Below are 18,620 nucleotides of genomic sequence, written 5' to 3' on the forward strand. Positions count from 1 at the left end.
ATCTATATTAAAATCTAAACATAAGCTTTACTAGCATACTCTTATCATGCGATAGATTCTGGAATATCGATATCTGTTTTCTGCACTTCTTCCACATTTACGTCTTTAAACGTAACAATACGAACGTTTTTCACAAACCGCGAAGGGCGATACACGTCCCACACCCAAGCGTCTGTTAATTGCACGTCAAAATACACATCTTGACCTGCAGAACGCACGTTAAAATCCACCTTGTTTGCCAAATAGAATCGTCGCTCAGTTTCTACAACATACGTAAAAAGCTTAATAACGTCACGATACTCCTTGTACAACGCAAGTTCGGCGTCAGTTTCGTAATTGTCGAGATCTTCAGCGCTCATCGCTTCCCTTCCGTTGGTGCGATTGACGTATTTGATGTAGTTTTATCGGCTGCTTCGTCTTCTTGAGCACGCTTGCGGCCTCGTCCTATAATACGCCACCATGCGCGCTTAGAAGAATCATGTGTGTGCTTAGCACTAGACTCGGCTTGTTCGGTTGCTTGCGACTTGCGCAAATCGCCATTTTTAACTGGGATTGCAATCGAATGCTCGTGCGCGCTTAGAGCCTCGCAAACTCCAGGATTATCTTCGATAACGTGTAATCCAAAAGCGTCTAGCGAGCGAATCGCATCGTACTCGTCTACAAGAGTGTCCATTACAACAAAATCTTGATATTTTTGGCTTTGAGAATCCCAAAGTGCATCGCGAGCAGTTCCCGTCTTCATAAATCCAAGCGACTGGTACACGGAAAGCGAGCGTGTGTTTGTTGCAGGAACGCCAACCCAAATCCTATGCAATGCTAAACCAACTGTGTCTGGAGCAAAACCATACGTCATAACTCTAGGCATTGCGTCTCTGGAATACCCACGTCCCCTATAATCGCGTCCTAGAATCACCTGAATTCTAGCGGATTTAGACCAACCGTCAATGTCAATCAAAAATATCATTCCAATAATATTTCCATTGATGTTTTCGGAGTCATCAATAAAATCTGGCACAATTGACCATGCGATTGTTGGGCGCGATTGGGCGTCGCTAGAGGCGGCATCATGATTAGATTTTGCCTCAGTGCTTCCAGCCGAAGACCACTGCACAGAACGCTCAACCCACGCATGAACCATAGAACGTTCAGATTGTGAATCCTTGCCAGTTATAACAGCCGCACCATCAAAAGCATGTAATGAATCCATCCTCGCTAAATCTTCGATGGTTGCTTGCCTAAGACGAGCCATCTCGCCGCGTATTGACGGAATTACAATACTTTCTGGTAACTCTCGAGAGTTTGTAGAGTCAGCATTGACTTCCTGCATATTCACCTGTTTCCTGTACCTAATTGACCTTGCGTTACAAAAAGTTCTACAAAAAGCATAAGCAAAATACAAATGCGTAAGCAACTACAATATAAGATTACACTTTTTGCACTCTACACAATGCTATAAAACACAAGGTTAAAACGCAAAGCATAAAATGCAAAAAGTGCATCTATAAACTATTCTTTTCTAGCTAAATTTTAATCTAACTAAAATTTAAATCAGCCTTTAATCTTTGCCATCACGATCTTAGTAACAGCCTTAGCATCAGCCTGACCTTTAGTCGCACGCATAACAGCGCCAATAATTGCGCCCATCGGCTTCATATTTCCAGCCTTAAGCTTTTCTGCAACTTCAGGATCAGCAGCAAGAGCAGCGTCAACAGCAGCTTCCAAAGCGCCGTCGTCGTTCATAACCTTGAATCCGTGCTTCTTAACAACTTCATCAGGCTTACCCTCGCCAGCCAAAACGCATGCAACAGTTTGCTTAGCGAGCTTATCGTTAAGATTGCCATCTGCAATTAGCTTTTCAACTTCAGCCACATCTTGCGGAGTAATAGGCAATTCTTCCAAAGTCACGCCACGAGTGTTTGCTTCGCGAGCAAGCTCACCAAGCCACCACTTCTTAGCACCAGCAGCACTTGCACCAGCCTTAACGGTTTCTTCAACCAAATCAAGAGCATCCGCGTTAAGAATATCTCGCATTTCAAGATCGCTAATACCCCATTCGCTTTGCAAACGGTTACGGCGCTCGCGAGGCATTTCCGGCATTTCGGCCTTCATGCGCTCAATATGCTCTTTAGTTATATGAAGCATAACCAAATCAGGATCTGGGAAGTAGCGATAATCGTCAGCATCCGACTTCACACGACCGCCAGCAGTAGTCTGAGTTGCTTCATCCCAGTGACGAGTTTCCTGCAAAATCTCGCCACCTTCGCTCAAAATAGCAGCCTGACGACGAATCTCATATTGCAGCGTCTTTTCAATACCGCGGAATGTGTTCACATTCTTAGTTTCGGAACGCGTACCAAATGGATCAGTCGACTTGCGACGAAGCGAAACGTTCACGTCAGCACGCATATTGCCCTGCTCCATACGAGCGTGGGAAATGTTAAGAGCGCGAACAATATCGCGAATAGCACGCATATAAGCACCAGCAATTTCTGGAGCGCGGCTACCCGCACCTTCGATTGGCTTAGTTACAATCTCAATTAAAGGCACGCCTGCACGATTGTAATCAACCAAAGAATGATTTGCACCTTCAATACGACCGTCAGCGCCGCCAACGTGAGTATTCTTACCAGCATCATCCTCAATATGAGCACGTTCAATCGGCACGCGGAACACGGTGCCGTCTTCCAGCTCAACGTCCAAGTAACCATTGCCATTAGTAGGCTTATCATACTGGGAAATCTGATAATCACGAGGCATATCTGGGTAGAAGTAGTTCTTACGAGCGAACTGGCTCCACTCAGCGATTTCGCAATGCAATGCCAAACCGAGTTTAATAGCGTAATCAACTGCAGTCTTGTTTACAACTGGCAAAGAGCCTGGCAAACCAAGGCTTACAGGAGTTAACTGAGTATTTGGCTCGCCACCAAAAGATACCTCCGCTGGGCAGAACAGCTTTGTGCGCGTGCAAAGCTCAACATGAGTTTCCAAGCCGAAAACTGGGTCAAATTGCTCCACAGCATCGGCGTATTTCATAAGTTTTTCAGCCATGAGAATCCTTCTTACTTAAGCTTTATTTCACTTTACTTAGCCAATGAATCGAGCCAACCAGCTTTAAGCGACTTCCAGATTGGGCCACTCCACTTTTCTTCGAGCGCTGCTTCCAACGCTGCTGCAGGCTTGTACATCTTTTCATCATGGCATTGCGGAGCAATAATCTGAATACCAACAGGCAAACCATCGTCGCTTAAGCCAGCTGGGAGGCTCAAAGCTGGAACGCCAGCCATGTTTGCAGGAATCGTAGCAATATCGTTCATGTACATGGAGAGTGGATCGTTCATCTTCTCGCCAAACTTAAATGCCGTTGTAGGGCTTGTTGGAGAGACTAGAACATCTACCTTATTAAACGCTTCTTCAAAGTCGCGAATAATAAGCGTACGAACCTTTTGTGCAGAGCCATACCAAGCATCGTAGTAGCCGGCGGAAAGTGCGTAAGTGCCAAGAATAATACGGCGCTTTACTTCGTCGCCAAAGCCAGCTTCGCGAGTTGCAGCCATCATGTTTGCAGCAGTTTGAGGCTTGTCTGCTGGTGGCATTACGCGCAAACCGTAGCGCATGCCATCGTAGCGAGCCAAATTAGAGCTAACTTCGGAAGGCATAATAATGTAGTAAGCAGCCAAAGAATAAGGGAAATGAGGGCAGGAGACTTCTGTTACTTCTGCGCCCATATCCTTAAGCAATTGCACAGCCTCATTAAAGCGTGCTTCAACGCCTGGCTGGAAGCCTTCTCCGCTAAGCTCTTTAACAAGACCAACCTTTACGCCCTTCAAATCACGGCGAGCACCCTCGCGCGCAGCCTGAGCCATTGGAGGAACAGGAGCAGGAATCGAAGTTGAATCGCGCTTATCGTTGCCGCCAATGATTTCCTGCAAAAGTGCAGAGTCAAGAACGGTACGAGAAACAGGGCCAATCTGATCAAGCGAGCTTGCCATGGCGATTGCGCCAAAACGGCTAACTCCGCCGTAAGTTGGCTTTGCGCCAACAGTACCAGTTAAAGCGCCTGGCTGACGAATAGAGCCGCCAGTATCTGTACCCAAAGCAATAGGAGTCTCGAATGCAGCAACAGCAGCTGCAGAACCGCCGCCAGAACCGCCAGGAACGCGCTCAGTATCCCAAGGGTTGCAAGTGGTTTGGTAAGCGGAATGCTCGGTAGAAGAACCTTGAGCAAATTCATCTAGGTTAGTCTTGCCAAGAATTGGCATGCCAGCTGCCTTGAGCTTTTCAATAACAGTAGCATCGTAAGGTGGAACCCAGCCTTCAAGAATCTTAGATGCTGCAGTAGTAGGAATGCCCTTAGTAACAATCATGTCTTTAATGGCAATTGGAACGCCTGCAAGCTCAGGTAAGCCTTCGGCTTCGCCATTAGCGTTCTTTTTATCAAAAGCATCTGCTTGTTCAAGTGCAACATCTGCAGAAACATGCAAGAATGCTTTGATTTCTGGCTCGGCTGCTTCGATTACTGCCAAGTGAGCTTCAACAAGCTCGCGGCTAGAGACTTCTTTAGCTTTTACAGCCTTTGCCATATCGGCAGCAGAAAGCTTTACTAAATCTTGAGTATTAGTCATGTTTTATTCCTCCCCCAAAATTCGAGGTGCTACAAACATGCCAGACTCACTTCTAGGAGCGCCAGAAAGCGCTTCTTCTTGAGTCAATGGCGTAGCAGGCTCGTCTGGGCGCAAATACGCTTCAAGAGGTACTGGATTTGCAGTAGGTGGCACATCTTCGCCAGCAACTTCCTGCACTTTGTTAATGGATTCTGCAATGACGTTTAATTCGCCTTGCAAGCGACTGATTTCTTCATCGCTTAAAGCAATCTGGGACAAAACACCCAAATGCTCAATTTCTTCGCGTGTGAATGTAGGCATAACCTCAACTATATGTGTGATGCGTGACCTTCTTATAGAAGAAAAAAGCAATATTGATAAAAGATTTACACACGTTACTGTAGAAATATTTTCCCAATTTTAGAACATGATTGTCGATCCATATTTTCTAGGGAAAATTATGTGTAATATTAAAAAAAATTTTATTAGTGAGACAATAAGCGAAATAACAATTATTGTCACATACAGTTTTCATAAAATTAACGAGTATAAAATATGTGAAAACGAAGGTCTATGCATGTCAACACGCCATGAAATGTAAATAATTCAATAAAAGAATGTTGGCATTCCAACCTTCTTCATACGTTTATTTGCAGAATAAAAAAATTTGTTTTATTTCACTATCCCAGAAATAAAAAAGCATGTAATAATAAGATGCTATGAGATATTAAGCTAATGCAGCGAAGCATGCCATGCATAGAAGCAAATAAGTTACGGTATCTCATAAAAAATAACAGAAAATATCATAATATAAGGATACATATGAAGAGTACAAAGTTCTACCGTAATGCAGCAATGTTGCTCCTCGCGGGCGCAACTATTGTTCCACAATGCTTAGCAGCACCAGCAATGGCCGCTCCTTCCGCTAAGGATTCTGAACCAGCTACATCTTGCGCAGCTAAGAAAGACTCGTTGAATAATTATTTGTGGGATTTGCAATACGATAAAACAAACATTCTCGCCCGTCATGGCGAAACCATTGAGAACAAATTCTCCAGCGACAGCTTCAACAAGAACGGTGAATTCGTTGTTGTTGAGCATCAGAAGAAGAACATCACCAATACAACTTCAAATTTGTCGGTTACTTCCGCCAACGATGATCGCGTATACCCAGGTGCTCTTTTCCGTGCTGATAAGAATTTGATGGACAATATGCCAAGCCTGATTTCTGCAAACCGCGCTCCAATAACGTTGAGCGTTGATTTGCCGGGATTCCACGGCGGCGAAAGTGCTGTAACTGTTCAGCGCCCAACCAAGAGCTCTGTAACTTCCGCAGTGAACGGCTTAGTTTCTAAGTGGAATGCACAATATGGAGCAAGTCATCATGTTGCAGCTCGCATGCAGTACGATTCTGCAAGCGCACAAAGCATGAACCAGCTCAAGGCTAAGTTTGGTGCTGATTTTGCCAAGATTGGTGTTCCGCTGAAGATTGATTTCGATGCAGTACACAAGGGTGAGAAGCAGACTCAAATTGTGAACTTCAAGCAAACTTACTACACCGTAAGCGTTGATGCACCAGATAGCCCAGCAGATTTCTTTGCTCCTTGCACTACGCCAGACAGCTTGAAGAACCGTGGCGTTGACAACAAGCGCCCACCAGTTTACGTGTCAAACGTAGCTTATGGTCGCTCAATGTACGTAAAGTTCGATACCACCAGCAAGAGCACTGATTTCCAGGCTGCGGTAGAAGCAGCAATTAAGGGCGTAGAAATCAAGCCAAACACCGAATTCCATCGCATTCTCCAAAATACTTCTGTTACTGCAGTGATTCTTGGTGGCAGCGCTAATGGTGCAGCTAAAGTTATTACAGGCAACATCGATACGTTGAAGGCTTTGATTCAGGAAGGTGCAAATTTGAGCACCTCTAGCCCAGCAGTTCCAATTGCATACACCACTTCCTTCGTCAAGGATAACGAAGTAGCAACTTTGCAATCCAACAGCGATTATATTGAAACGAAGGTTTCCTCTTACCGCAATGGCTACTTGACTTTGGACCACCGTGGAGCTTACGTAGCTCGCTACTACATCTACTGGGATGAGTACGGCACCGAAATTGACGGCACTCCTTACGTGCGTTCTCGCGCTTGGGAAGGCAATGGTAAGTATCGTACAGCTCACTTCAATACCACTATTCAGTTCAAAGGAAATGTACGCAATCTACGAATCAAGTTGGTTGAAAAGACTGGTTTGGTTTGGGAACCATGGCGCACAGTATATGACCGTTCTGATTTGCCACTAGTTCGTCAGCGTACTATTAGCAACTGGGGCACAACCTTGTGGCCTCGCGTTGCTGAAACTGTAAAGAACGACTGAATTCATAACACATGATTAAATATAGAAAAATAGAAAAGTAAACACAGGAAAGGGCTTTATCTTGTAGTCAGTTACGAGATAAAGCCCTTATTGTTTTTGCAAAATATTATTTGCAGAATATTTAAATATTTTAGATATCGCGCTAAATATCGCGATGCTTTTCCACAACGTGGCCAATTGCATACATGACTACGCCCCAAGCAAGAACCACCAAGCCTGATTGCCACCATGTAAAAACATATGCGTTTGGTGGAAGCTGTGCACCCGAATTAGGGGAGCCGCCCAAGAATTTCTCCACCGCTGTGGCTGGCAAAAGCTGTATAAGTATTGAATTCCACTTCGCGAAATTGCTTGCAAACATAATAATGCTAAGAACACTAGGCAAAATCATCACGGCTCCAATAACGCACATAATTCCGCCAGCAGTTGACTTGCAAATCATGCCAAAGCCGTACGCCATTGCTGCTACAACAACCATAATTGCAGGAGAGCCAAGAAACAGCGTAAGAGGCAATTTCCACGCGTTGCTTCCAGATAATCCAGAAGTGTTGTCTCCTATAAAGGCTAATTCTGCAGCGCCTAGCGAAACTGCCATTGCAATAAGTTGCACTACAAAAACGTAGATTGCAACAGCAATAAATTTAGCCGTAAAGAACATACCCCTTCTAGGTACAGCAGTAAGAGAAGCCTGAATCGAAGTTGTAGAATGCTCCGCGGTTACAGCAAGCACTGCAAAAATCGCTAGAACAATCAAAGATACAGAAGCAAAACTAATAACTAAGTGGAAAATGCTATCTTGAGATGCAATAAGGCTACTTTTATTGCTCGGCCCAACAGTAATTGCAGCGCTTGATTTGCCTTGATTTGCTCCATTCTTAATGTCAACTTTAGACATTGCTTTTTGCACAATCGCTATAATAAAGCTAAAGATTACTGGCAAAACAATTGTTAATGCCATGCACCACCAGGTGGATGCAAGTCCGCGCAACTTAACAATCTCGGATTTAAGCGTGTGCATAAATGTTAGGCGCAAGTGTTGAGCGTTCATGCTGCGGCCTGTTTTGTACGCGTTGGATTGGTGTGCGTTGAACTCAGAAGATTGCACTTGTTGATTTGCTACTTGCTCACTCATTTTGCACTCTCCTCATTATTAGATTGCTCTACGTTTTGTTCACTCGGCTTTTGTTCACTCGGCTTCGAGCCGCTGCTAGGAACAGCCTTCGTTACATACTGCTCTTGACCGTGTGTAAGAGCCAAATATGCTTCCTCAAGTGACGCGTGCTCGTAATTAAGCTGATATACCAAAATTTGATTATCCGCAATTTCTCGCGCAATCTGACTTAGTTCGCAATCTGTTATTCTAAAAAGTTCGCCTTCTTGAACGTCTTGAGGTGTGCGATTATCTGGCAAAATCTTGCACTCAGGATGATTTTGAGCAAGCACTTGCTTTAGCTTTTCGCCTTCTGGAGTTACAAGTCGCACAGCGTGCTGCGAATGTGCGTCAACAAAATCTTGAACCGTTGTGCGCTTCAAAATCTCGCCATGCGCAATAATCACAAGGTTATCTGCAGTAAGCGCAACTTCGCTCATTAAGTGCGAGCTAAGAAGTATTGCACGGCCTTCGCTTGCGTAATACTTGCATAATTCACGAACCCACTTAACGCCTTCTGGATCTAAGCCGTTAATTGGCTCGTCCAAAATAAGATTGTGCGGATCTGCTAAAAGAGCCGCCGCAATGGAAAGACGCTGGCTCATACCAAGCGAGAAAGATCCTGCTTTGCGGGTTTTAACACTTGATAATCCAGTAATATCAATCACTTCGTCAACGCGCTTTTTTGATATTCCGTGAGTTAAAGCCAATGAATACAGGTGATTGTAAGCCGTACGGCCCCTGTGAGCAGACTTTGCGTCAAGAACTGCGCCAACTTCTGTCATTGGGGATACGATTTTTGCGTAAGGTTTTCCGTCAATAAGAGAAGTACCACTATTGGCATGAATAAGATTTAACGCGCAACGCATGGTGGTAGATTTACCAGCGCCATTAGGTCCTAAAAAGCCTGTGACTTTGCCGTCTTCGGCGACGAAAGAAACGTCGTTAAGCGCTGTTTTTGCGCCGAAACGCTTTGTAATATGTTGAAATTCTAACATAAATTAACAATATCACAAATAAAAAAAAAATACACCTAAAATGTAAGTGTTTATGAGTACAGGCTGCTGCATTTTGATTAATATTTTTGTTGAGATCTTGCTGATGAAATTTTAATTAATCTCTTATTAAGATTCAGCAATTTGGTGCTGCATGTTGCGCAATCCACGCGTGCATGGAAACAGCTGCGGCTGCTCCTGCGTTTAGCGAGCGAACAGAGCCAAATTGCGAAATGTAAACAACGTCATCCGCCATTTTTAGTGCTTTTTTAGAAAGACCAGGACCTTCCGCGCCAAAAAGCATAAGGCAACGTTTAGGGAACTTGTAGGTTTCCATAGCAACTGCGCCTGGAATAATATCGAGCGCTATAACGCGAGCGTTTTTAGCGTCTTGTTCCTTGATATTTGCGATTTTTTCGGCTTCTTTATTGCCATCTGCTTGTGCTTTAAGCAAAAGTTGATGCGCTTCTTCTGTTTCTCGTGCTATATTTTCGCGCCAATTAGTTACTAGAGTTTCAATAGTTGGGCAGCACTCAACGTATTGGTAAAGCTCAGTCATTAACGAGCCTTTGCGATTCCATTTATGAGGCCCTACGATATACACTTTTTTCGCAGTAAACGCGTTTGCAGTGCGAACCATAGAGCCTATGTTGAAATCGTGAGTCCAATTTTCTACAGCTACTTCAAACTCATGACGGCCTTTAGAATCGAGATCCGCTTTTATATCTTCTACTTTCCAGTATCGGTAGCAATCTAAGACGTTACGCTGGTCGCCTTCGTCTAGTAATTCAGCGCTAAACCGCACATCGTAATTTGGCGATTCTGGATTATCTGGACGAGGCTCACCTGGATGTTCTTCTTCCCATGGGCCAACTCCTATAGGTCGGAATTCTGGCTCATCGGAAGCTTTTGCAGCCAAAGTAATTGGATTCGGTTCGTGCATGTATAAGTTTTGCTCCGTTTAATACTTTTGCTTAGTATTGGCAGCTAGTCTTGGCAGCTAGTCTTGGCAGCCGTCTGTTACGCAATCTCCTGTGCAGTCTGACTTGCAGTGACCGCCACAGCAGTTGTCTTCGCAGCACGGCTCAGTGCAACCGTCATGCTTGCAATCGCCAGTGCACTCTACTTTGCAATGGCCACCGCAGCAATTATCTTCACAGCAAGGCTCAGTGCAACCATCATGAGCACAATCACCCGTGCATTTAACCTCGCAATGACCGCCACAGCAATGATCGTTGCAGCAATCTTCGTGTTCTGCATCTGCGCGTAATTCTTCTTCACCGAAAGCTTGAACAAATGCCATTTTAGTACTCTCCTTACTTATTGGATTTACTAATTGAAGATGCCTTGTGCCTTGTTCGTCGGCGTCAACACCACCAATTAATGCAACTATAGCAAGAATTTGCGCGCCTTGCTGATTAACAATGCCAAAATCAAGACTTAATTCATTTCCGTGTCGTAAAGTCACAAGCGAAGAAGTTTGAACATACGATTTTTCAGAAAGCCAAGAGTCAAGTAACAATACTCGCTTGCCTTTAACTGACGGACCTTTTGTTGCAGGGAAAACAAAATCCATAACAAAGCCGTCGAGTGCAATTCCTTTACGTTCTGCAGCATGAATAAGCGCAAAAACCATAGGCACTGCAGCAGCAGTTAACGCTCCAACTGCGTCAACATCGCGTTCTAACGAATACCCAGCTTTCTCAATTGCATCAAAAAGAACATCACCAACCAACTTGGAGCCGCGCTGAGCAAATGTAACAGAAAACAGTTCACTAAATGGTTTCGCACTCATATCCGCACAAAGCATGCGCTTAAGTTCCGCGCGCTCTTCTTGTAATTCTGTCATTTTGCACTCCTTAGCATTTAGAGTTGTTCAATTTTTGATGCTTTAATGTTTTTATGCTTAACGATCTTCTACTGATACTTCCGGAGCGCTCAGCTCTTTAACATCAGCTTTATCAGAATCTATAAGATCTATTGAAGCAATAACTTTACTTTGATCTAACTTCTGAAGTTTACGCGCTGTTACCAACACTCGCGACTCAAGCGAGGAAGCAAACTTATTGTAAGCTGCAACTGTTCTTGCCAAAGATACGCCAAGTTTTGAAGCATTTTCTCCAAGAACCGCAAAGCGATCGTACAATTCTCTAGATAAATCGAAAAGTTCTTTCGCATCATCTGTAAGACTTTGCTGCTGCCATGCGTACGCAACAGACTTAAGCACAGCCCACAAAGTAACTGGGGAAGTGAGTGCTACTTTTTGCGCAAAGGCATCATCCATAAGCGTTGGATCCGCTTCAAGAGCCGCCTGAAGCAACGCTTCGTTTGGAATAAATGCAACTACAAAGTCTGGTGCTGTTTCAAAAGCCTGCCAATACGCTTTAGCTCCTAATACTCTAACATGCTCTCGCAAAGCCTTAGCGTGCGCTTTTAGAAGCTCGCTCCTTCTAGCTAATTCTTCGTCACTTGCGTTATCTGGGATTTCGCAAGCACGCTGATAATCCGCATATGGAACTTTTGCATCAACTGGAATTGTTTTGCCTCCTGGCAGATGCACAACCATATCTGGCCTCTGCTGTTCGCCATTTACTCCAGTTACAACAACCTGCGTATCAAAATCAACGTGCTCAAGCAAACCTGCAGATTCCACAATATTCTTTAGCTGAGCCTCACCCCAAGCTCCGCGAACCTTGTTATTACGCAATGCTGCAGAAAGCGAACTAGTTTCGCGGTCAAGCCTTGTTTGCTGCTCGCTTAAGCCTTTAAGCTGAGTGCTCAGCACACCCATTTCTTGCTTGCGTCCTTCTTCAATCTGCGAAACTTTATTCTTCAGAGCTTCAAGATTGTCTTTTACTGGAGCAAGCGCTTCCAAGACTTTACCTTGCTCTTTCAAAGTTTTTTCACGATTTAATCGTTCGCGTTCTTCTCGCTCTGCACGCAATTGTTCTTCGCGATTCACTCGCAATTGTTCTGCTTGCTGCGCTTTTAGCAGCTCAGACTCCACAAATTTCAATCGCTCAGCAAGCTGCTCTGCTTGAGTGCGATACCGTATAGCTTGATTGCCATTTTCCTGCGCTTGAGTGCGCGCTTGTTCATACTGCGAGCGCAATTCGTTAAATTCGCGTTGGCTTACGCCATTAGCGCCTTGCGTTCCATTGTTGTGCTTAACAATAGCCAGCACAACAATGGCGGTTATTACGACAGCAACCACCATTAAAACAAACATCACAATATTATCGAACATACGTTCTATTAAACACTATTGAGTTGACTTTTGAAATATAATTAAACACGTCTTTTAAGCACGTTCAAAATAAAGCAATCCACGTCCACACGTGCCGCTCCATAGGCAAACTGCAATTACAGTAAGCACAACAACGACATATAACAATATGGATTGTCCAGGAATTACAGGCAAAGTTCCAGAAGGATACCATCGCAAAATCAATCCAATTTTACTTTGCAAACCTTGTGTAGCAATATTCATCACCACTAAAAAGACACCAAATGCAAGACCGTAAAACCTTCCAAAACAGGCTAATCCAATCATTATGAGCACAATATCAATCCACGCATTACCTAAAATCATCTGCAATGTACTAAATAGCTGCAAGTCAACTATACGAACAATCAACACTGAAGCGCCAAATGAAACAAACAAACACAATAAAGCAGCACTCAATGCATATATTCGCAACCTTTTCATCACGAAACGTTCCCACGATACCATAATCGGAGCAAGACAAACGAATGCCGCGGCAATAAACCCAACTACAATAACTTCATACAGAGGAACAACAAAATTAACAACACTACTACCAGATTGACATTGAAACTTTATACCTTCTACCGCATTATGCACATTAGCAGAATCCGGCAAACAAATATAACCAACATAAACTGGCAACTGCGTTACAAATGATCTGAATATAACAAGCATTAAAGAGGGAAGGACTACGGACAATAAAATTGCAACGATTGCAACAATATAATGCCTACCTTCAAGCCAAGCGCGAAAATTATTTTTCATGCTTATCACCAAGTTCCGATAAGACTTGTTGTGGAGTTATGAGACATTGATTAAGTTCTTTAACATGATTTTTTACAAATTGTTTCAGCTTAGCATCATCAGCATTATTAATACTCATAGCCACTTTATCGTTTGCTTCACCTGGAATAAATCCATATGACCCATACACATCATTACTTATACGAGAAGGAAGCTGAGCAAGCAAAAATGCTGTAACAGAAGCGTTTGAATCAAGATTCTTTTTTACATATACTTCTTTCATAGCATTTGATGCACATTTTGCAGGCACAAATCTTTGTAACACTTCTTGAGCGATACCAGTCATATCACCATATTTCTCAGAACGCCTAACAAATGTATCTGTTTGTTGTTGAATAACAGTAGCTTTAAGATTACGTAACTTTATTAAACCACTATTAGTAAGATTCCAAGATTTTTCAGTATTTGTTGGAGTAAACGCATTTCCAAGCACAAGCACAATTCCTTTGCCTTGCGAATCTCTCTGATTCTTAGGAAACCAAGAAGCAACAGTTTTCAAATGTTTAACAGCACGAAGTTTACGAATATAAGCTTCTTCAGGATGTACACAAACAGAAAAAGCAGTATCTTTAAACGTCGTACACTGAGGCACAAAAGGTCCAGAGCGAATCCAAGGTTTTGGACCCCACATAGCTATACAACAAGCACATACTATTGGCATAATTAAAGAAATACTTATTGCTTTTATGCACCAATAAGATCCCTTTTGCCAAAAATATCTAATATGCGCGCAACAAAGAATGCATGAAACGATAACAACACACACAAAGAATATGCGCAAAGTCACCAACCATGGGTTCATTCGCAAACCAGGCTCGGCACCGATACCAGCATCCGACACTGGAAGTATTGTGTATAAACTGCTACCCCAATATCTAGGAAAAATATCTCCTTGAGGTATGGCGCCATTATGCATTATAATGACGCCATAAATACAGCACCAAATCATTGCAAAAGATAATAAAGCTGACAACACAATTGCCCAACGATTGCCAATAATTACCCCTAAAGTAAAACCAATTGCAAAAAATGCACTTGGCGTCACGCCTCCACATAATAGTGGAAAATACGGAAAATTTGTAATATTTACATCACTCTGAATTACTGTTGGCAATATACTTACGCAATATAACAAACTGCACAGTATAGCGCCTTTTAGTATAGGAATAGCGTAACGACTGGTTGATTTTCCTGCACACCACGCAGAATTGACCAAACATCTGGGCGAGCAAGCTTTACATGAACACCATGCGCCAAAAATGCAAGCAACAATATCAGACAAACAATGCATCCATGTGACATCAATTCTTAACCAAAGCGCATAATTATTATTATGCGCTAAAAAATTTGCCACACCCAAAAAAATAGGATATGCAATCAAAAATAAGCTAAAAATACAACTGCTTATTAGAGATAATGGGGACATAATATGTGAAACAATCGTGCACTTCTTATGACTTTTCGTAAAAAATCTGAATTCAGTTAAAAAGTTAGAATATTGACGCATATTTAATCACATCCCTACTCACTACCACATTAACAAAATAAGAAACTATACATATCCAGTTACTGCTACTACTCACTTTTATGAAATTTAGATAGCAAATGCCTATACCCTGATTCCCATGGAGTTACCATAAGATCTTCACGATTAGCATACTGAAGAAGATTATCCATTTTCCCATCAAGCAATATAATTCCTTCATTAAGAACTATAACCCGATCCGCAATTACTGCTAAATCTTCTACTAAATGTGTACTAACAATAACAGTATGCTTTTGCGAATAAGACTTAAGAAAATTACGAATATCAATACGCTGCTCAGGATCTAAACCAACAGTAGGCTCATCAAGTATTAGTACTGCAGGCTGACTAGCAATCACACAAGCAATACCAGCACGCTGACGCTGACCTCCTGATATTTTAGCAACGATGCGATGTGCTTGTTTTTCCAAGCCAACCTGTTTGAGAGCATTCCAAGCAGCTTGATACGCAGCGCTCCACGATAAACCTCGCGCCCATGCGGCATATTGAACATTTTTTAACACACTCGATGCATTCATAAGTTCAAATGATTGTGGCAAATAACCAATATTTGACCGAGCTTTAGCCCTTTCCGCACGACAAGTTACATCAAAGCCATGAACAAAAAGTTTTCCACTAGAGGGAGCATAAATCGTCGCTATAACGTTAAGCAGAGTAGTTTTCCCAGCACCATTTGGCCCCAAAAGACCACATATGCCAAAAGATAAATCTATAGAAAGATTATGCAAAATTTGTTTTTTCCCATACGAAAAATTCACATTAACAAGTTGCACATCTGAGCCCGTATATGATTCTTGCATATCTCACCACTTAATAACTAGACTACTTACCTACAACTTCGTATATTTTCTCTGTCTATTCCAACTTCAGAACCACTCATCTGAGCATAAGCTGAAATTGGCACAGTATAAACAATAGTAGCAAGCGCAACTATTGCAAATCCTTTCTTTGCGAACATATTCGTATCTCCATTTTCAATCTGCTTCATAACGTATTCAGCCTTGAATACGTACATATATTTTATGATAATTCAATATAAAAAAATAGATTTTTATAAAAACCAATTAAAATTTTAAAAGATATGCATATCCTATAATGCCAATTATCAGCAATAACTTGAAAAATTAAGGGGGATTCCACCTTTTTATTTCAAGTTCCTTCTACAAATATTTTTTATTTAGATACAAAAATAGCGTGCTGTCTAATGGAAAATAATCCAATAAACAGCACGCTTTGTTTTATTTGACTACATTATTTGACTACATTAAATAGTGCATATATTACGCAATCTTGAGAGTTACATGGTCGCTAGTATTCTCACAATCCGCAACTACGCGAGTCCCATCATGAACCTTGCCAGAAAGCAACAATCGCGCAAGTTGATCGCCAATTTCCGTTTGAACCAATCTACGCAACGGACGAGCACCGTAAACTGGATCATAGCCATGCTCCGCAAGCCAAGCGCGAGCAGAATCACTCACATCCAAGCTAATACGGCGATCACTCAAGCGTGCAGCCACTTGACGAACTTGAATATCCACAATTCCACCAAGCTCTTCGCGAGTAAGCGGATGGAACATAACAAGCTCATCCAAACGGTTGATGAACTCTGGCTTAAACTCAGCGTGAACAGCGTTCATAACAGCCTTGCGTTTAGCAGCATCGTCCAAGCCCTCTTGCACAAGGAATTGCGAACCCAAGTTTGATGTCATAATCAAAATCGTATTCGTAAAATCAACCGTTCTACCCTGACCGTCAGTCAAACGACCATCGTCCAAAACCTGCAACAAAACGTCGAATACTTCCGGATGTGCCTTCTCAACTTCGTCAAAAAGCACTACAGAATACGGACGTCTACGCACAGCTTCAGTAAGCTGGCCGCCTTCCTCATAGCCAATGTAACCAGGAGCAGCACCTATAAGCCGTGAAACGGAAGCCTTTTCCATGTACTCGCTCATATCAATGCGAACCATTGCGCGCTCGTCGTCAAACAAGAAGTCGGCAAGAGCCTTTGCAAGCTCCGTCTTACCAACGCCAGTAGGACCCAAGAATAGGAACGAACCAGTTGGGCGATTCGGGTCTGCAATTCCAGCACGGCTTCTGCGCACAGCATCCGCTATAGCGCGGATTGCTTCGCTTTGGCCAACAACGCGCTTAGAAAGCTCCTTTTCCATGTTGAGCAGCTTCTCATTTTCGCCTTGCATTAAGCGACCAACAGGAATGCCAGTCCATTCGCTAACAACTCCTGCAATAGAATCGGCATCAACCTGGTCTGGGACCATTGGCTCTTTCGCTTCACTCTTAGCATTAGCAGCCTGTGATTCCGCTTCTTCCAAAGCTTTTTGAATGCTTGGAATTTCGCCATACAAAATACGGCTTGCCTGCTCCAAATTGCCTTCGCGCGTGAATTTGTCGGCTTCTACGCGCTTAGCATCGAGTTGCGCTCGCAAATCACCAACCTTGTTATGGCCAGCTTTTTCCGCATCCCAACGCGCTTTCAATCCAGTAAGCTTTTCGCGCGAGTTTGCTAATTCTTCCTGCAACTTTTCTAAGCGTTCGCGTGCAGCAGCATCTTCTGCTTTCTTTAATTGCATTTCTTCCATTTCAAGACGCGTAACTTTGCGCTGCAATTCGTCGATTTCTTCTGGCTGAGAATCAAGCTCCATACGCAAGTGAGCTGCCGCTTCATCAACCAAATCAATCGCCTTATCTGGAAGTTGTCTGCCAGTAATATAGCGGTTTGAAAGCGTTGCTGCAGCTACGATTGCATCGTCACTAATCGTCACCTTGTGGTGCGCTTCGTAACGTTGCTTAAGTCCACGCAAAATCGTCACCGTATCTTCAACAGAAGGCTCGCCAACAAACACTTGCTGGAATCTGCGTTCAAGCGCCGAATCCTTTTCAATATGCTCGCGATACTCGTTAAGCGTAGTTGCGCCAACCAAGCGCAGCTCGCCGCGCGCAAGCATTGGCTTAAGCATATTGCCAGCATCCATTGAACCTTCTGCAGATCCTGCGCCAACAACAGTGTGAATTTCGTCAATAAACGTAATAATTTGACCGTCTGATTGTTGAATTTCCTTCAACACTGCCTTTAAGCGTTCCTCAAATTCGCCGCGATACTTCGAACCTGCAACCATCGAAGCCAAGTCGAGACTGATAAGACGCTTGTTTTGCAAAGTTGTAGGCACATCTCCTGCAACGATTCGCTGAGCCAATCCTTCTACAACTGCCGTTTTTCCAACGCCTGGCTCGCCAATTAGCACAGGATTATTCTTCGTGCGGCGAGAAAGAATCTGAATCACGCGACGAATTTCCTGGTCTCGTCCAATTACTGGGTCAAGCTTTCCTTCGCGAGCGCGCGCAGTCATATCAACCGAATATTTTTCGAGCGCTTTGTAGTTGCCTTCCGCGTCTGGGCTTGTAACTTTCGCGCCTCCGCGTACAGTTGGCACAGCCTTGCGCAACGCGTCTGCAGAAACATTGTGCTTTTTGAAAATATCCGCAACAGCATTCGGCGCGCTTGCAACTATGCCAATAAGCATGTGCTCTGTAGAAACGTATTCGTCTCCCATTGCGCGCATTTCTTTTTCTGCTTGACTTAGCGCAGCTAAAAGCTGACGGCTTGCGTCTGGCTTAGTTGTAGTTGAGCCAGTAGATGAAGGCAGTGCCACTAATGCGTTGCGAATTTCAGCGCCGATTTGTTGCGCATCTGCACCAGCCTGTGCAATAAGCGCGCGCACTACGCCTTGCTCTTGGCGAAGTAAGGCATCTGCCAAATGTAACGTATCAACTTGCGCATTGCCAGCTGCCGCCGCGCTTTGCACAGCATCGCTTAATGCATCTTGCGCTAAGGTTGTAAACTTTTGTTCCATATTTACCC

The 18,620-nt window shown here is 43.4% G+C and carries 16 protein-coding genes; 1 reads left to right on the forward strand and 15 read right to left on the reverse strand.

Features of this window, described 5'->3' with window-relative positions:
* Positions 1–44: 44 nt before the first annotated feature.
* The 5 genes from HXT53_RS06570 to gatC all read right to left on the reverse strand — a co-directional run bounded on the left by HXT53_RS06570 (position 45) and on the right by gatC (position 4,922).
* Positions 45–359: a DUF2469 domain-containing protein gene (locus HXT53_RS06570; RefSeq protein WP_004105898.1), complete on the reverse strand. Its 315-nt coding sequence runs from the start codon at positions 357–359 to the stop codon at positions 45–47.
* A complete protein-coding gene (locus HXT53_RS06575) occupies positions 356–1,327 on the reverse strand; it encodes a GNAT family N-acetyltransferase (RefSeq protein WP_102720864.1) in 972 nt (323 codons plus the stop codon). Before HXT53_RS06575 ends, HXT53_RS06570 begins: the two co-directional genes overlap by 4 nt.
* Before the next feature lie 221 nt (positions 1,328–1,548).
* On the reverse strand, positions 1,549–3,048 hold the full coding sequence (gene gatB, locus HXT53_RS06580) for an Asp-tRNA(Asn)/Glu-tRNA(Gln) amidotransferase subunit GatB (RefSeq protein WP_004116355.1): 1,500 nt from the start codon (positions 3,046–3,048) through the stop codon (positions 1,549–1,551).
* A 32-nt stretch (positions 3,049–3,080) separates the two neighbouring features.
* Positions 3,081–4,622 (reverse strand): Asp-tRNA(Asn)/Glu-tRNA(Gln) amidotransferase subunit GatA, encoded by a 1,542-nt coding sequence (gene gatA, locus HXT53_RS06585; protein WP_004114132.1) that lies wholly within the window; start codon positions 4,620–4,622, stop codon positions 3,081–3,083.
* Positions 4,623–4,625: 3 nt separating this feature from the next.
* A complete protein-coding gene (gatC, locus tag HXT53_RS06590) occupies positions 4,626–4,922 on the reverse strand; it encodes an Asp-tRNA(Asn)/Glu-tRNA(Gln) amidotransferase subunit GatC (protein WP_004114131.1) in 297 nt (98 codons plus the stop codon).
* A gap of 501 nt (positions 4,923–5,423) precedes the next feature.
* Here gatC and vly point away from each other — a divergent pair.
* On the forward strand, positions 5,424–6,974 hold the full coding sequence (gene vly / locus HXT53_RS06595) for a cholesterol-dependent cytolysin vaginolysin (RefSeq protein ID WP_004573633.1): 1,551 nt from the start codon (positions 5,424–5,426) through the stop codon (positions 6,972–6,974).
* Between the two features lie 142 nt (positions 6,975–7,116).
* Here vly and HXT53_RS06600 read toward each other — a convergent pair whose 3' ends face one another.
* The 10 genes from HXT53_RS06600 to clpB all read right to left on the reverse strand — a co-directional run bounded on the left by HXT53_RS06600 (position 7,117) and on the right by clpB (position 18,612).
* A complete protein-coding gene (locus HXT53_RS06600; protein ID WP_009993690.1) occupies positions 7,117–8,106 on the reverse strand; it encodes an ABC transporter permease subunit in 990 nt (329 codons plus the stop codon).
* Entirely contained in the window at positions 8,103–9,122 is a 1,020-nt protein-coding gene (locus HXT53_RS06605) for an ATP-binding cassette domain-containing protein (protein WP_004573631.1), read from the reverse strand. The genes HXT53_RS06600 and HXT53_RS06605 overlap by 4 nt, the downstream gene beginning before the upstream one ends.
* A 133-nt stretch (positions 9,123–9,255) precedes the next feature.
* Entirely contained in the window at positions 9,256–10,062 is an 807-nt protein-coding gene (locus HXT53_RS06610) for a TrmH family RNA methyltransferase (RefSeq protein WP_004116368.1), read from the reverse strand.
* A 57-nt stretch (positions 10,063–10,119) separates the two neighbouring features.
* Positions 10,120–10,968, reverse strand: a complete 849-nt coding sequence (locus tag HXT53_RS06615; protein WP_004573630.1) for a hypothetical protein — start codon at positions 10,966–10,968, stop codon at positions 10,120–10,122.
* 57 nt (positions 10,969–11,025) lie between these two features.
* Positions 11,026–12,366 carry a DNA recombination protein RmuC gene (gene rmuC, locus HXT53_RS06620; RefSeq protein ID WP_421780256.1) on the reverse strand — a complete coding sequence of 447 codons (1,341 nt, stop codon included), beginning with the start codon at positions 12,364–12,366 and terminating at the stop codon, positions 11,026–11,028.
* Positions 12,367–12,420: 54 nt separating this feature from the next.
* Positions 12,421–13,152: a hypothetical protein gene (locus HXT53_RS06625; protein ID WP_410313146.1), complete on the reverse strand. Its 732-nt coding sequence runs from the start codon at positions 13,150–13,152 to the stop codon at positions 12,421–12,423.
* The gene (locus HXT53_RS06630) at positions 13,142–14,236 is read right to left on the reverse strand and encodes a hypothetical protein (protein WP_410313145.1); all 1,095 of its coding nucleotides are present in this window, start codon (positions 14,234–14,236) and stop codon (positions 13,142–13,144) included. The genes HXT53_RS06625 and HXT53_RS06630 overlap by 11 nt, the downstream gene beginning before the upstream one ends.
* Positions 14,237–14,766: 530 nt before the next feature.
* Complete coding sequence (locus HXT53_RS06635; RefSeq protein WP_004116382.1) at positions 14,767–15,537, reverse strand: ABC transporter ATP-binding protein; 771 nt, start codon at positions 15,535–15,537, stop codon at positions 14,767–14,769.
* A 26-nt stretch (positions 15,538–15,563) separates the two neighbouring features.
* On the reverse strand, positions 15,564–15,725 hold the full coding sequence (locus HXT53_RS06640) for a hypothetical protein (protein WP_421780259.1): 162 nt from the start codon (positions 15,723–15,725) through the stop codon (positions 15,564–15,566).
* 292 nt (positions 15,726–16,017) lie between these two features.
* Complete coding sequence (clpB, locus tag HXT53_RS06645) at positions 16,018–18,612, reverse strand: ATP-dependent chaperone ClpB (RefSeq protein WP_421780261.1); 2,595 nt, start codon at positions 18,610–18,612, stop codon at positions 16,018–16,020.
* Positions 18,613–18,620: the final 8 nt, after the last annotated feature.

Origin of the sequence: Gardnerella sp. KA00390 (genome assembly GCF_049244075.1) — a bacterium.
Classification (GTDB): Bacteria; Actinomycetota; Actinomycetes; order Actinomycetales; family Bifidobacteriaceae; genus Bifidobacterium; species Bifidobacterium vaginale.